Raw genomic sequence first — 15146 nt, 5'->3', positions numbered from 1 at the left:
GCTCCCTCAGAACTGGAAGTAGAGGAACGGCGAGAAGCTCTGCGCCGAGAGTTTGAGAATCGAGGCGATGAACAGCAGCAGCACCAGGGCGCGCATCAGGTAGCGCGGCCAGTCGGCAACCCAGTAGGCCGGTTGCACCTGGGCTTCGACGCCCACGGTGTAGCCGGGTTCGTGGATGCTGCCGGCCGCTTCGCCGGGTGCCGCCTTGATCAGGCCGGGTTGCGCAGTGGCCGGGCCATCGGCCGGCTTGGCTTTCGCCTTGTTGGCGGGCGGGTCGCGGTACAGGTCGCGCAGGCCGAAGAACGCCAGGGTCGCGTAGGCCACCACCAGGGTCGCCACTTGCAGGCCGGTGAGGCTGGCGCGGTTGAGTTCCGACAGCGACCAGTCGCCGAAGCTGAACATCGCGCCGTACATGCGGCCGGCCACGTGCAGGTTCTCGGCCCGGAAGATCACCCAGCCCATGATCACCAGCAGGAAGGTCAGGGCCCAGCGGATCGGATTCAGGCTGCGCGGCGTGGTGTTGATGCCCAGGGCCTTCTCGATCGCCAGCCACATGCCGTGCCACGCGCCCCAGACGATGTAGGTGATGTTCGCCCCGTGCCACAGGCCGCCGAGCAGCATGGTCAGGAACAGGTTGCGGTAGGTGATCAGGGTGCCGCGGCGGTTACCGCCGAGGGTGATGTACAGGTAGTCGCGCAGCCAGGTCGACAGGCTGATGTGCCAGCGCCGCCAGAACTCGGTGATCGACTGGCTGATGTAGGGCTGTTTGAAGTTTTCCATGAAGCGGAAGCCCATCATCAGGCCCAGGCCGATGGCCATGTCGCTGTAGCCGGAGAAGTCGAAGTACAACTGCGCGGTGTAGGCCAGCGCGCCGAGCCAGGCATCGCCGGTGGTCGGGTGCTGCAGGGCGAAGCAATGGTCGGCGACCACCGCCAGGGTGTCGGCTATGAACACCTTCTTGATGAAACCCTGCATGAACCGCGTGGCGCCCTCGGAGAACTTGTCGAGGGTGTGGGTGCGGTGGTTGAACTGGTCGGCCAGGTCACGGAAACGCAGCACGGGGCCGGCGATCAGGTGCGGGAAGATCGCCACGAACGCCGCGAAGTCGATCAGGTTGCGGGTCGCCGGGGTGTCGCCGCGGTAGACGTCGATGATGTAGCTGATGGACTCGAAGATGTAGAACGAAATCCCGATCGGCAGCAGCACGTGGGTGAGGATGAACGGCTCCAGACCGAACGAGGTCATGATCGCGTTGAGGCTGTCGACGCCGAAGTTGGCGTACTTGAAGTAGCCGAGGATGCACAGGTCGACGGCCACGCCCAGCAGCAGCCAGCGTTGGGCCGGCTTGCTGCGCACACCGGCGGCACCGACTTTCAGGCCGATCCAGTAGTTCCACAGGGTCACGCCGGCGAACAGCGCCAGGAAGTCGACCCGCCACCAGGCGTAGAACACGTAGCTGGCGACCAGCAACAGCAGGTTGCGATAGCGTTGCCCGCTCAGGTAGTACAAGCCGAGAAAGATCGGCAGGAACAGGAACAGGAACACATTGGATGAGAAGACCATCCCGATCTCTCCTTGTCTGATCAACAGTGCGGGGCCAAGGCCCCCCCAAACCCCCCGCAAAAAATGGGGGGGTGTACATCAGTTTCTTGTGGTGAGGGGGCTTGCCCCCGCTGGACTGCGCAGCAGTCCCAAAACCTGAGTCCGCGCTTTTTCAGGCAGACTGGGCTTGCCGGTTCTGGGGCTGCCTTGCAGCCCAGCGCGGGCAAGCCCGCTCGCCACAAAAAAGCTCTTTCACCCTGCAAGTTCGTTAGTGGTTACCCTTCTCGTGCGTCGGGTCGTAGACCTTGGTCAGGTCACCGCCGAGGCGGAAGGCCTTGAACGGTTGCATCCCGTGCTTGCGTTGCAGCACATCGTCCGGGCAGGTGTAGAGCGTGCAGTACGGCTCCAGCCAGGCGAATTTGCTGTCGACCTTCAGGTCCGTCATGTCCTGCTCCTTGCCGTTACGGGCCTCGAACTGTTCGGGGTCCTTGACCCCGGCCAACACCCGTTCACCCAGGCGCTTGAGCGCGCCGTTGTTTTCCTGGCGCAGGTCGACGCCGTTGGCCTGGGCGAAGCTGGCGATCATCGCCAGCGGTGGCAGCGCATAGTTGTGGTAGGCCAGGGCGCGTTGCTGGCGCTTGAGTTCGTTGGGCAGGAAACCCTGCGGGTCGACCTGGTTGGCGGCGATTTTGTATTCCTTCACCGACCAGTCGAACAGGTCGCGGCGGTCGGTGGCGATCGCCGTCGCCATCACCGCCCAGGCGGCCCAGTACGAGTGGTTGTTGGTCTTTTCCAGTGGCAGGTTGTCCCAGTCGCTGACCACCTGGTCGGCCAGCTTGCCGAACCAGGCCTCGATCTCCTGCGCTTCCTTCTGGTGGGTCGCCAGCGGACGGGAGTCGGAGAACTTCAGGCGGATATAGGACGAAGCCATGCTGCCCAGTGCCCATTTGCGCATGGACTTGCCGGTATGGTTGAAGTCCTTGGACATCAGCGCATCGGCCTGGGCCCAGGCGGTCAGCCAGCTCAGCGTGCAGCTCAGTTCCTGCGGGCGACCGTCACGCATGAACTGCATCACCTGCTTGCTGGTGCCGCGCTCCATGCTGGTGATGTCGGCGGTGCTGTCGTGGAAGGCCTTTTCCGATTGCACGTTGAGAGTCGCCCGCGCCTTGTCCGAGCCCTCGTACTTGCTGCGGAACTGCAGTTGGCCGGTGTAGGGCTGGGGCATGGCGTCACAGCCGTCGTGGCTGTCGCTGCTCTTGACCTTGTCGACGGCGGCGAAATAACCCTGTGGCGGGCGCAGGGGCGCCGCGGCCTGGGTGGACCCGGCGACGATCGCCAGGCCCAGCAGTGAAGGAACGAGCAGTGTGCGGATAGTCATCTTCAGGCACCTCATAACCCGGCCTGGGCCCGGTGGGGCTCGGCGCTGGGGAATACGTTGCGTTTGCAGATCTTCGCCTCGACCTTCTGTGGCGCCGTGCCCGGTTCCGGGCCCTGGACTTCCACGGCCAGCAGGTTCTGGTTGGCCCAGTCCTCGTCGGTGCGCAATTCGAAGGCGAAACGTCCGTCCGTGTCCGATGTTTCCGGTTTCTCGATCTTGATGTCCTCGTGGCGACCGTTCATGTACCAGAGGGTGGCTTGCAGGGTTTTCACCGAGGTGTCGGCGAAACGGATGTCGACCTGGTGGCCGCTGTTGCGCAGGTCGCGGTTGCTGCTGTTGACCAGCAGTTCGTTCTTGCCCGGCTTGACGGTGGTGCTGGCGGTCATGTCGGCGGTCTTGCCTTCGCAGCCGTTGTCGAGCAGGGACATCATCTGCCGGTAGATGGTTTCCTGGTCCAGGCGGTAGAGCGGCGAGAACTCCCAGATGAGGATCTTCGGCGGGGTCTTCTGGAACTCGTCGCTGCCCAGGTACTGCAGCATCGAGCCTTCCAGGCCACCACCGGGGAAGGCGACGTTGAGGATGTCGGCGCCGATGTACTGCTGCAGGAAACCGGCGAAGTTGTAGTTCTTGCCGCTGTGGCTGGTGCCGACGAGGGTGATCTGAGGGTTGCCGGAGTCACCGAACAGGTCGCCGTCCGCCGCCTCGCCCTTGGGCTCGGTGGCGAACTGTTCCATGTACTGAATCGCGTAGCTGGTGCCGCACAGCTGGCCGGCCATGTTGTGCAGGGTACCGGTCTTGCCCATGCGCCCGGAGACGTGGGTCTCGAATTCACGATGGGGAATATCGGCGAAGCCGGGGATCTTTTTCACCGTCTCGGCGACGATCTTCGCGGTACGCTCGGCTCCGTAAGGGGTCCAGTGCTGGTCACCGCGGAAGTAGAAATCGTGGGCCTGCTGCTCGTTGGTCAACGGTGACAGATCGGGCACGTGATAACCCATCTTCGCGAAGCGGCCGAGCATCGCCTGGTAGTTGTGCAGGGCCTTCTGGTAGTCGAATTTGTCGCGTTCGGCGGGGAACAGCTTGTTGCGGTTCACCAGGCCACGGGTCGGCTGGTAGACCAGCACCAGTTCGACGCCCTTGCTCTTGAACGCATCGTGCAGCTGCTGCAGGCGCTTGTAGCCTTGCGGGGTGGTATCGAACTCGGTGCGCAGATCTTCCTGGGTACGGAACAGCCAGTCGCCCTGGGCCTGGACCAGGGTGGTGAAGTTCTGCTGGTAGCGGGTCACGTAGTTCTTCGCATCGTGAGCGGCCGGGCAGAGGCTGCAGCACGGCTCGGCGGTGAATTTCGGTGCCTGCGCTTCCTCGGCCCGCAGATTGCCGCTGATGGCGAGTATCGCGGTGGTGATGGCGCAGAGGCCGAAGAGTTTCATCAGGTGTGGGTTCATTAAGGTCGTCCTCAATCGCGCAATTCGGTCTGGCGTTCGACAGGGTCGATCAGCACGGCTTTCTGCTGGCGCACCAGCAGGTCGAGAATTTCATCCTGGCGATCGCCCAGTACGCCGCTGAAGCTGATGCCGCTGCTCTTGGCCGGGGCGAGCATCGACACCCGGTACAGCTCCAGGCTCAGCGGCGAGTCGATGGACAGCGGGCCGCTGCCGTTGCCGGCCAGTTCGCCGCCGACCACGATCAGCGAGACCTCGGCGTCGAATGGGTCGAGCTTGATGTCGCGGTCGGTGTCGCTCAGGTCCTTGATGTGGCCGTAGATGCCGGTCAGGCCGTTGGCCATCGACAGGTTCTCGTACAGGCGCACGTTGACGCTGTTGCGGATGCGGATGCCGTGGCGCTTGTTGCCGATCAGCCGGTTGGCGTAGATCAGGTTGTCGGCGCTCTCGTAGAGGGTGATGCCGTCGGTGTGGTTCTTGTAGATCTCGTTGTAGGCGATCAGGTTGTTGACGCTGTTGCGGTCGATCACCAGCCCCGAGAGGTGGTTGTCGTAGCTGCGGTTGTTGAAGATGAAGCTGTCGTTCACTTCCCGGGAAATGATGATGCCGTGCTTCTTCTTCGTGCCGTACACGGTGTTGTCGGCGATGATCAGCCGGTGCGAGCGGTCGTGGGGGTCGATGCCGTAGACGACGTTGTCGCGGTAGGTATTGCCCTTGAGCACGAAGTCACGGGTTTCGTAGCAGTAGAAGCCGTACCACATGTCGCTGAACTCCGAGCCGATGATCCAGCCGGTCGGTTCGGGACGCTTGAGCACCTTGGCCATGTTCGGCGTGTACTGGGAAATACTCACGCCGTAGGACTTGCTGTTGGAGTAGCCGAAGCTGGCCATCTTGCTGTTGACGATGTAGGTCTCGGTGCCACCCCAGGCCAGCAGGAACGGACGGAACTCCTTCGGTGAGCGGAAGGTCGCCGGGCCGTTGTCGGCCTCGCGCCAGCCGGTGATCTTGGTATCACGCACGAACAGTTGTCCGTCGTTGACCAGGAACGCACCACCTTCCTGGGACAGCCGCAGCTCCTGGGTCTGGCCGTCGATTTCGAGGATGCCCTTGCGCCCGACCACGATCGGAATCCGGGCCAGGAACACCCCCGGCGAGGTTTCGCTGATGTACTTGGCCGGCAGCTTCTTCACCAGGTCCTTGAGGTTCAGGTAGCCGTCGTCGATGAAGATCGCCTGGGGGATGCCGTGCTGGCGCACCACCCATTCGGCCATCTTGTTGTCACCGCCGATGAAGTCCTTGAGGGCGTCCTCCTGCATCATCCGGCGCACGCTGATCTTGCCTGGCTGGCTGCGCACGATCTTCGCCGCGACGGCTTCGGCGGTGTAGCCGCCCAGGTCCGGGAGCTTGGGCTTTTCCAGGTGCAGCGGTTCGCTCGGCGCGGTGCTGACGGTGTAGGTCTTGGCCTGTTGCAGTTCCTTGGCAATGATCGGCGCCTGGCCGTTGGAGGCCGGCTTGTCGACGTTGGCCAGCGCCGTGCTGCCGGCCAGCAGCAGGGCGGCGGCGAGAGCGCTGAGCGAACCTTGCATGGCGATCTGATTCATCTTGGAAACTCCCTTGGCGGCCGGCATCAGAAGCGCCAGATCACGTCGATGAATGCACGGTGCATATAAGAATCGACGTCGTGGCCATAGGCGCTGCCCGGCTTGAACACGCCGCCGCGAAAGCGCACCAGCGCCGAGGGCTCGTCGATCGACTGGCTCAGGGCTGCCGGCAGCAGGCCCTGCTTGAAGTATTTGGTGACCACCAGATCCATCTCCTGGCCCATGTCCTTCTTGCCGTCCTGCAACGGCAGCGAGGTGCTGGAGAGCAGGGCGCCGGTGGTGTCGTCATAGGTGTTCTGCGCGGCGTTGATGCCGTTGCTGCCGACGTCCTTGTTGCCGTCGACGCGCCAGAACTTGTGGTAGACCAGGCTGGCGTCGTAGTCCTCGCGCAGTTGCCAGGAGCCGAACAGGGTGGCGGTCTGCAGGTTGTTCAACTCGCCACGGAAGGCTTCGCCGAAACGGTGCATGCGTGAGCGGGTGCCGGTGAAGTTCGACCGGTTGCTTTCCAGGCCGTTCTGCTCGTAGTCGCCGCTGGCGCGGGCATAGGCGGCACCGACCTGCCAGTTCGGGTCCAGGCGCAGGCGGACGCCGAGGTCGGTGGCCCAGCCGTTGACGCTGTCGCCACGCTTGGCTTCGGTCGGGCGGGTGCCGTCGGCGTTGAGCGGATTGACGGTGTCGCGGTGACCGCTCATGCCGGTCAGGCTGGCCCAGTAGTTGACGGTGTTGGTGTTGCGGAAGTTGTAGGCATCGCTGTTGGCTTCCAGGCCGAGCCAGGTCAGGTTGCCGTTTTCCTTCTTGTCCAGCGGATCGCTGGCGATACCCGGCGTCGGGTAGTCGAGCTTGCCGTCGTCGTGGGTGTGGTGGGCGCGCAGGCCGATCCACTGCCCAGGGGTCCACTGGTAGGCGACGTCGCCGTAGACATGCAGGCGGTCCTTGTCCTTGGGCGCCAGCTCGGTGAGGTCGGTGCGGTATTCGCTGAAGCGCTCGGCGGTACCCAGGTTGGCGCGCAGCAGGGTGGTGTCGAAGGTCCAGTTCAGTGCTTCGATGTTGGTATCGCGCCACTGCCCGTCGTCGTTGCGCAGGCGCTGGCGACCGAACTTGAGGATTTCGCCGGGGTAGGGCGTGAAGCCCTTGTAGCCGACCCAGAATTCACGCAGGGCCAGGTAGCTCTTGTCCGGCTTGCGGGCGTCGTTGCTCGAACTCTCCTGGTCGCCATTGGCCTGTTGCAGGGTATCGGTCTCGATGATGTCGGTGGAGGTCACCGCCTGGCCCATGGCGTAGGCGCTCCAGTTGCCGCTCTCGCCGAAGACCCAGGGGCGCAGGTCCAGGCCGATGCCGTTGGCGTCGCCACCCTTGAGGGTGCCGAGGTCGCGATCATCTTCCGATTGTGCGGTGATCTTCGCTTCCAGGCCGAAGTTCTGGGTTTCGGTGAGGGCGGCCAGGGTCGGCGTGGACCAGGCCAGGGCAAAGCTCAGGCCGATGCCGGCCTTCACGAAAGGATTGAAAGTCATAGGGTCTTTTCCTCGCTGTCGCCTTCCTGCAGGACTTGTTGCAGGTCCAGCGCGTTGCGGCTCAGGGTGCCGCGCAGGCGCTGCTCCTGCTGCAACAGGCGCTGGGCGTCGGCGCGCTGGGCAGGCGGCAGTTGTTCGTCGAGTTGCTGGGCCAGCTCATTGGCTTGCGGCGTGTCCTGGGTTTTCGCCAGTTGGCCGAAGACATAGGCGTTGAGCGGGTCGGGTTTGGTCCCGCGACCCTGGGAAAACAGTTGCGCGATAGCGAAGTCGGCGCTGTTCTGGCCGTTGCGGGCGGCCTTGAGCAGGTGGTCGAGGGCCTTCTGCGGATAGACCTGGCCGAGGTAGCCGCGGCGGTAGATCTGCCCCAGGTAGTAGTCGGCGGCGACTTCGCGGCCAACCGCTTTCTGAAAGTGTGCCTCGGCCTGTTTGGCATCGGCCGGCACCCACTTGCCTTCGTAGTAGAGCTTGCCCAGCAGCAGTTCGGCCCGTGGCTGGTCGGCGGCACGGCCGTTGTCCAGGTATTCCATCATCTGCTTGACGTCGCCCAGGTCGGGATAGTCGTAGAGCAGTTGCGCCAGGCTGACCCAGGACGCCGGGTAGCCGGGGGCGATTTTCTCGAGCAGTTCCTGGGCGGTTTTCGTATCCGGTTGGCCCAGGCTCGAATCGGCCAGCACGCGGGCGACGGCGTCGACCCGCTGGGCACCGACCGTGCCGCGGCCATAGGCCGCCTGCAGTTGCTTGAGCAGTTCGGCCTGCTGTTCCGGCTGGGCGCGTTTCTGGTACACGGTGGCGAGCTCGACGTAGCAGATGTCGGTGCTGTTGAGCGCGGCCTTGCAGATCTTCTCCACTTCGTCGAGGTGCTGGTCGTAGGTGCCCTGGGTGCGGTACAGCAGTACCTGGGCCAGCCCCGCTTCCGGGTAACCGGCGCTACGCCACTGGTCGATCTGCCGCTGGGCGTTGACCTCGGGGAAGCTCTGCGGGAATTGCAGGTAGAGCATCGCCAAGGGGATCAGCGTGTTGCCTTCTCCGTTGGCGAAGGCCTTTTTCAGCAGGGTCTCGGCCTCGTGGTGCTCGGTTTCGGTCGCGCCGGGCTTGGCCACCAGCAGGCGGCCCAGGCGTGCCTGGGCACGGGGCGAGGTGTCGGCGGCGGCGCGATAGGTCGCCTCGGCCTGCCGGATCTGCGCCGGGTCGCGGCTTTCCACCTGGATATCGGCCAGGCCGACCTGTGCGTCGCTGTAGCCCAGGTCCGCCAGTTGGCGGTAGTTCTGCTCGGCCAGGGCGGTGTCGCCGCGCTTGAGCGCTTCGTTGGCCAGGCGCTGGTCGGGCAGACCGGAGCAACCGGCCAGGCCGATCGCCATGGCCAGTGTCAGGGGCAGGGGTCTGAAGGTCGTCACAGGCATGTCCTCCGCTTACAGTCCGGCGGCCATGGCTTTGTCGATCAGCCAGTTCAGGCTCGGGCCGCGGTCGCTGCTCACCTCTACCGGACGGCCGGCAAGGCTGCTGTCGAGGCTTTCATCCGGCTTGATCAGCACACGGATGTCGGAGGACAGATCGTCGCTTTTCAGGCTGGTGCTGCTGACGATCTTGCCTTGGCGGGTCTGTTCTTCGCCGGCGACCTGGAAGTTCACACGGGTACCGGGACGTACCTCGCCGAACTGGCGATAGGAGAACCGTGCCTCGACGTTGGCAACGCTGTTGCGTGGCACCAACTGGAAGATCACGTCGCCCTTGCTGGCGTACTGGCCGTTGGCGACCAGTTGCTGGGCGACCACGCAATCGCAGGGCGAGGTCAGGGTGCCGGTCATCTGCTTGCCGAACAGTTCCTCGACCTTGGCCGGTTGCAGCTGGTCTTCGTCCAGGTGGCCCTTGAGCACGTCGAGCATGCTGGTGCTGAAGCTCGCCAGCGGCGCGCCCTTGGCGGCGATACCGTCGTCCTTGAGCAGGCTCTGCACGGTGCCGTCACGCGGCATGGTGACGTTCACCCCCGGCACGCTGACCAGGCCGGCCTGGGCGTGGCTGACGAAGTACATGCCGTAGATCGACTTGAGCACGAAGCCGAATGCCGCCAGGCCGACGATGAACACGCCGGCGCTGAAGGTCACCGCACGCAGCCGGCCGAGTGGGCTCAGGCCCGTGCCGTCGTCCTTCTTGCGTCGGGCCTTGGTGAAATTGTCGCGTTGCAGGGTGGCGAGCACGTCACCCATGCTGACGATGTCGCCGGCCAGGTGCGAGGTGATGAGGTGGCGCAGGGTGGCGATATCCTGTGGTTCCAGGTTCTGGAACTGGCAGCCGACCCGGCCGTGCTGGCGGTCGTGGGCACGGATCTGCAACTCGACGTCCATGCCCAGGCCGAGGTTGTCGATGACGAACATCAGGCGGCCCTTGTGCACCTCGCCGAGGGTCAGTTCCTGTTGCTGTTGTGGCGGCAGGTTGAAGCTCAGGCCGCCGGCGGACAGGTCGTGCACGCGCACTTCCAGGGGCTTGCCCTCGCGGCTGAAGAAGCGCAGTTTGGCCGGGATCTTCACCCGGGCATGCTGGCGCTGGGCTTCGGATTCGTGGACGACATTGGCGTTGACTTTAGAGTTCATGAGTTAAAGCTCCATTGGCTAATTCAGGCGAGTCGGGTCAGACCATCGTCATCAGCACGGCGATGAAAATGCTGCCGGCGGAGAAGGTCATGGTCCGGGACGACCAGGTGTTGAACCAACCTTGAAAGCTGGCGAGGTCGCGGCTCAGTTTGGTGTCCTGACGGGTCCAGGATTGGCGGTCGAGGCGGAAGAACACGTAGATCTTCATCAGCGCGCCGACGATCTGGTTGTAATAGAGGATCGCCGGGTACGCCGGGCCGATGCTGTGGCCCGAGCAGGCCAGCAGGATCGTCAGGATCAGGCGGGTGATGCCGATCCACAGCAGGTAGGCGAGAATGAATTCGATGCCGTACTTGAAGCTGGCGATCAGCGCCACGGTCAGGCCCAGCAGCGAGGTCCACATCGACACGCGCTGGTCGAACAGCACCACGCTGGTGAACACGCCGAGGCGGCGGATACCCAGGCCCAGGGCGCGGGAGTTCTGGCGCAGGTTGTTGCCGTACCAGCGGTACATCAGCTTGCGGCTGGACTTGATGAAACTCTTCTCCGGTGGGTGCTCCACGGTGTGGATCGCCGCGTCGGGCACGTAGAAGGTGTCGTAGCCCAGGCGCATCAGGCTGTACCAGCTGGACTTGTCGTCGCCGGTAAGGAAGCGGAAGCGGCCCAGGCGCCAGTGTTGCAGCGAGTCGCTCTCGACATCGGCGATGAAGCCCGGGTCGGTGACCACGCTGGCGCGGAATACCGACATGCGTCCGGTCATGGTCAGTACGCGCTTGGACAGGGCCATGGAGCACATGTTGATGTGGCGCTGGGCGAAGCGCAGCTTGTGCCATTCGCTCATGACGTAGCCGCCGCGCACTTCGCAGAATTCGTTGGTGGTCAGGCCGCCGACGTTGTCGAACAGCTGGAACCAGGGCACGGTGCGGCGCACCACGCCTTCACTGAGTACGGTGTCACCGTCGATCACCGCGACCACCGCACGGTCGTCCGGCAGATGGCGGGAGATCGCCCGGAAACCGAAGGCCAGGCCATCGCGCTTGCCGGTGCCGGCGATACGGACGAAGTCGAGGGTGACCCGCTCCGGTGGATTCATCCGTGCCCAGAGGCTCTTGACCAGCAGTTCATCGGACATTTCCACCAGCGAGCAGACCACGGTGGTGGGGAAGCCGCAGTCGATGGCTTCGCGGATCACCGATTGATAGACCTGGGCGGTGGTATGGGCGTCGATGCGAAAACTGGTGACCATCAGGAACACGTGGGACGGGTCCGTGGCCTTGCCCAGCTTGCGCAGTTTGCGCCGCAGGTGCGGGTAGACGATGTAGAGAAAGATCATCCCGCGTACGAAATGGGTGGCGCCCATGGAGTAGCGCCAGATGCCCACGGCACCGATCAGGAAGATGAAATCCTTGGATTCGGCGTCGAAGGTCGAGGTGGGCAGCAGTGAGGCCAGGCCCATCAGCAACGTCAGGTAGAACAGCCAACCGGCGGCCTGGAGGAGGCCATGTTTCAGCCTGTGCATAATCTGCATCCATCTGTGTCTCGGGCCGGGCCCGAGTGGGTCGTTTAGCAATCCTGGGAGCGAGGCGCCCTGTCGGACGCCGTCGTCAGCAAGCCGGCTCCCACAGGGAGGGGAGTGACCCGTGGGGCCGGCCTGGCGATCAACCGCGTGGCGGTTGTCGCGGGCTTACCAGCAGATCCCTTCGGCGTGAGTGCTGGCGCTCGTCGGTCGGGACATGAAGCCGACCAGGTCGATCACCTGCTTGCCGTGCGGTGCCTTCTCGGCGAGGGCGCGGAACTTCTCGTCGCGGTTGCCGAGGATGATCACGTCGCTGTTGTCCACGACCTCGTCGAAGTCGGCGTTGAGCAGGGACGACACGTGAGGGATCTTTGACTCGATGTAGTCCTTGTTCGCGCCGTGGACACGGGCGTACTCGACGTTCTTGTCATAGATCCGCAGGTCGAAGCCCTTGCCGATCAGCATTTCCGCCAGTTCCACCAGCGGGCTTTCGCGCAGGTCGTCGGTGCCGGCCTTGAAGCTCAGGCCGAGCAGGGCGACCTTGCGTTTTTCATGGCTGGCAACGATGTCGAAGGCGTTCTGAACTTGGGTCTCGTTGCTGCGCATCAGCGAGTTGAGCAGTGGCGACTCGACGTCGAGGGAGCTGGCGCGGTAGGTCAGGGCGCGCACGTCCTTGGGCAGGCAGGAACCGCCGAAGGCGAAGCCGGGGCGCATGTAGTACTGGGACAGGTTGAGGGTCTTGTCCTGGCAGACGACGTCCATCACTTCGCGGCCGTCGACGCCGACGGCCTTGGCGATGTTGCCGATCTCGTTGGCGAAGGTCACCTTGGTGGCGTGCCAGACGTTGCAGGTGTACTTGATCATCTCGGCCACTTCGATGTCCTTGCGGATGATCGGCGCGTCGAGTTCTTCGTAGAGCGCCTGCAGGACATCACCGGAAGCGCTGTCGAATTCGCCGATGACGGTCATCGGTGGGTAGTCGTAGTCCTTGATCGCGGTGCTTTCGCGCAGGAACTCAGGGTTGACGGCCACGCCGAAATCGACACCGGCTTTCTTGCCCGAGCAGTCCTCGAGGATCGGGATCACCACGTTCTTCACGGTGCCCGGCAGCACGGTGCTGCGCACGACGATGGTGTGGCGGGTTGTCTTGTCGCGCAGGACGAAGCCGATTTCACGGCACACCGACTCGATGTAGTTCAGCTCCAGGTCGCCGTTCTTCTTGCTTGGCGTACCGACGCACAGCATCGACAGGTCAGTGGCCCGAATCGCCTCGGCGAAGTCGGTGGTGCCGCGCAGTCGGCCACTGGCAATACCCTGGGCCAGCAGCGGCTCCAGACCCGGCTCGACAATCGGCGACTTGCCGTTGTTGATCAGGTCGATCTTGTCCTTGGAGATATCAACGCCAACGACATCATGGCCTCGTGCAGACAGGCAACCGGCACAGACTGCACCGACGTAACCCAAACCGAATATGCTAATGCGCATTGCATCTACCTCTATCTTAATTACGCCATCAAGTGGCGGAAGTTAATGTGGCCAGTATTCGCAGTGCACTCGGAAGTTCAGTCGGCGAAGAGCATCCTACCGAGTACAGGCATATAAATGTCGAGTGGCTAAATAATTGCACTCAAATTGTGCGCAACTTGGCCTTGTTATGAGGGGGCGTGCCCCTTGATATGGCCGGCCGTCGTCAGGACGGTCCCTGTCAGTTGGCCTGCAGTCTGCTAATGCCCGTAATAGAGCGTTCCGGGGCATTCGCCTGCAGGTGTTCGACAGGTTCGTTGTCTGATTGGCCGTCCTGGCCTTCGTAGGGGATATTAATGGTGCGTATCTCCTGTCCATTGATTGAGTTGGGGTGACTTGTAAGTGTTGAGTTCAAACTTAAACAAGTTGTCCAGCCTGGCTGTAAGTCTTCTCTTACAAAATCGTTGAGAATCGTCACGGGTGGTATGAGCAATGCTGGGGAACATAAGTTCCGATCCGCTCATCCTGTTTTCTGAAAATTCTTGAAATATTGTCCGGGATGGCACTGCTTTCAAATTGATAGCACTTCTCGTTTCGCCCTTTGATTACGGGGGTGAAAAATGCGGCGATGGTTATATGCCATCATGGGAAAAATTTTTTCGTGCCACTACGAAAAAAAGTGAAAAAAGTCGAGTGAAAGAATTTTCATGGTTGTTACGGCCATTTTTTTGGCGTCAAAAAAATGGATTTTTCGGGTGGTGCACGAAGGGAATGAGAGGAAATCGTGGGTTCGACACGTTGCGTGGAGTGCACCAGGTCGGGGCAGGGTAACAGAAAAATTGCCATGGGCCGGCAATCGTTTCCCTCATGGGTAGAGCCGTCTGTGAGACTCAATGGCCTTTGACTTGCCGCCGTAGAGCGCTCCAGGTGTTCAGTCCCAGTGAGCCGGCGCCCGCTGTTCGTGGATAAATCCTGCCTTGTCGGAGGGGCTTGCCCACGAAGCTTCTGGCGCACTCAGGACCGCCTTCGCTGGCAAGCCCGCTCCGCGCAACCGCGGCGCAAGCCAGCCAGGTGAACACCGCCGCACTGCAAGCCTGTCTCGCCACCTATCGGCAATAAGCTGAAGACAGTTGGCTCCCACGGGAAGGGGGCTGTGCCTCGGAGCGGTTATTCCGGCGCGTGATCGCGGAGGAACACCAAGTTGTCCGGCTTGGAGAGCTCTGCGCTGAAACGGTAGCCTTGTTCGTCGAATGTCTTCAATTGTTCCGGGTTCTTGATGCGTTCTCGAGTCACGAAACGGGCCATCATGCCGCGAGCCTTTTTCGCGTAGAAGCTGATGATCTTGTACTGGCCGTTCTTCTGATCGCGGAACTCGGTATTGATGATGCGGGCGTTGAGCACCGAGCGTTTGACTGCCGAGAAATACTCGTTCGAGGCCAGGTTCAGCAACACGTCGTCACCCTGTGCGGCCAGGGCTTCATTGAGCCATTCGCTGATGCGCGTGCCCCAGAAGGCATAGAGGTCCTTGCCGCGGCCGTTGGCGAACTTGGTGCCCATTTCCAGGCGGTACGGTTGCATCAGGTCCAGGGGGCGCAGCAGGCCATAGAGACCGGAGAGCATGCGCAGGTGGGTCTGGGCGAAGTCGAAGTCGGCGTCGTTGAAGTCCTCGGCGTTGAGGCCGGTGTAGACGTCGCCCTTGAAGGCCAGCAGGGCCTGCTTGGCGTTGTCCGGGGTGAAGGCCGGGGTCCAGCTGCCGAAGCGCGCGGCGTTGAGGCCGCCGATCTTGTCGGAGACGTGCATCAGCTCGCTGATCTGAGCCGGGCTCAGCAGGCGCAATTGTTCGATCAGCTCCTGGGAATGGTCGAGGTATTGCGGCTGGGTGTAGCGTTTCGTCACCGGTGGTGTTTCGAAATCGAGGGTCTTGGCGGGGGAAATCACCATCAGCATGAAGTCTTCTCCTGTAATCGTCGGGGGATTCTAGGGGGTTGGGCGGTTTGGCTCCACCTATGATGCTGATAGCTGCCGGGCGGTTGGCCCTGGGGCTTGGTGATTTTGCGGGCCTCTTCGCGGGCAGGCCGGGTCGCCGCACCGCCGTCTCCTACAG

The 15146-nt window shown here is 62.8% G+C and carries 10 protein-coding genes; all 10 read right to left on the bottom strand.

Going from position 1 to position 15146, the window contains the following annotated elements; translation table 11 throughout:
* Nucleotides 1-6: 6 nt before the first annotated feature.
* Nucleotides 7-1563: an MBOAT family O-acyltransferase gene (locus K675_RS0114425; protein ID WP_017904215.1), complete on the bottom strand. Its 1557-nt coding sequence runs from the start codon at nt 1561-1563 to the stop codon at nt 7-9.
* 247 nt (nt 1564-1810) lie between these two features.
* On the bottom strand, nt 1811-2920 hold the full coding sequence (locus K675_RS0114420) for a mannuronate-specific alginate lyase (RefSeq protein ID WP_017904214.1): 1110 nt from the start codon (nt 2918-2920) through the stop codon (nt 1811-1813).
* An 11-nt stretch (nt 2921-2931) separates the two neighbouring features.
* Nucleotides 2932-4365: an alginate O-acetyltransferase gene (locus tag K675_RS0114415; RefSeq protein WP_017904213.1), complete on the bottom strand. Its 1434-nt coding sequence runs from the start codon at nt 4363-4365 to the stop codon at nt 2932-2934.
* An 11-nt stretch (nt 4366-4376) separates the two neighbouring features.
* Nucleotides 4377-5963, bottom strand: a complete 1587-nt coding sequence (gene algG, locus K675_RS0114410) for a mannuronan 5-epimerase AlgG (RefSeq protein WP_157383940.1) — start codon at nt 5961-5963, stop codon at nt 4377-4379.
* 26 nt (nt 5964-5989) lie between these two features.
* Complete coding sequence (locus K675_RS0114405) at nt 5990-7474, bottom strand: alginate export family protein (protein ID WP_017904211.1); 1485 nt, start codon at nt 7472-7474, stop codon at nt 5990-5992.
* Nucleotides 7471-8874, bottom strand: coding sequence for an alginate biosynthesis TPR repeat lipoprotein AlgK (algK, locus tag K675_RS0114400; protein ID WP_026145194.1), 1404 nt, complete (start codon nt 8872-8874; stop codon nt 7471-7473). Before algK ends, K675_RS0114405 begins: the two co-directional genes overlap by 4 nt.
* Before the next feature lie 9 nt (nt 8875-8883).
* A complete protein-coding gene (locus K675_RS0114395) occupies nt 8884-10062 on the bottom strand; it encodes an alginate biosynthesis protein Alg44 (protein WP_017904209.1) in 1179 nt (392 codons plus the stop codon).
* Between the two features lie 37 nt (nt 10063-10099).
* On the bottom strand, nt 10100-11581 hold the full coding sequence (alg8, locus tag K675_RS0114390) for a mannuronan synthase (RefSeq protein ID WP_017904208.1): 1482 nt from the start codon (nt 11579-11581) through the stop codon (nt 10100-10102).
* Nucleotides 11582-11746: 165 nt separating this feature from the next.
* Nucleotides 11747-13063 carry a nucleotide sugar dehydrogenase gene (locus tag K675_RS0114385; protein WP_017904207.1) on the bottom strand — a complete coding sequence of 439 codons (1317 nt, stop codon included), beginning with the start codon at nt 13061-13063 and terminating at the stop codon, nt 11747-11749.
* Nucleotides 13064-14209: 1146 nt separating this feature from the next.
* The gene (yaaA, locus tag K675_RS0114380; RefSeq protein ID WP_017904206.1) at nt 14210-14989 is read right to left on the bottom strand and encodes a peroxide stress protein YaaA; all 780 of its coding nucleotides are present in this window, start codon (nt 14987-14989) and stop codon (nt 14210-14212) included.
* Nucleotides 14990-15146 lie beyond the last annotated feature (157 nt).

The sequence above is a fragment of the Pseudomonas fuscovaginae SE-1 genome (assembly GCF_000364705.1).
In the GTDB taxonomy this organism is placed as follows: domain Bacteria; phylum Pseudomonadota; class Gammaproteobacteria; order Pseudomonadales; family Pseudomonadaceae; genus Aquipseudomonas; species Aquipseudomonas fuscovaginae_A.
The sequence above is the reverse complement of the archived record's forward strand: the minus strand, read 5'-3'. Positions and strand labels throughout refer to the sequence as shown.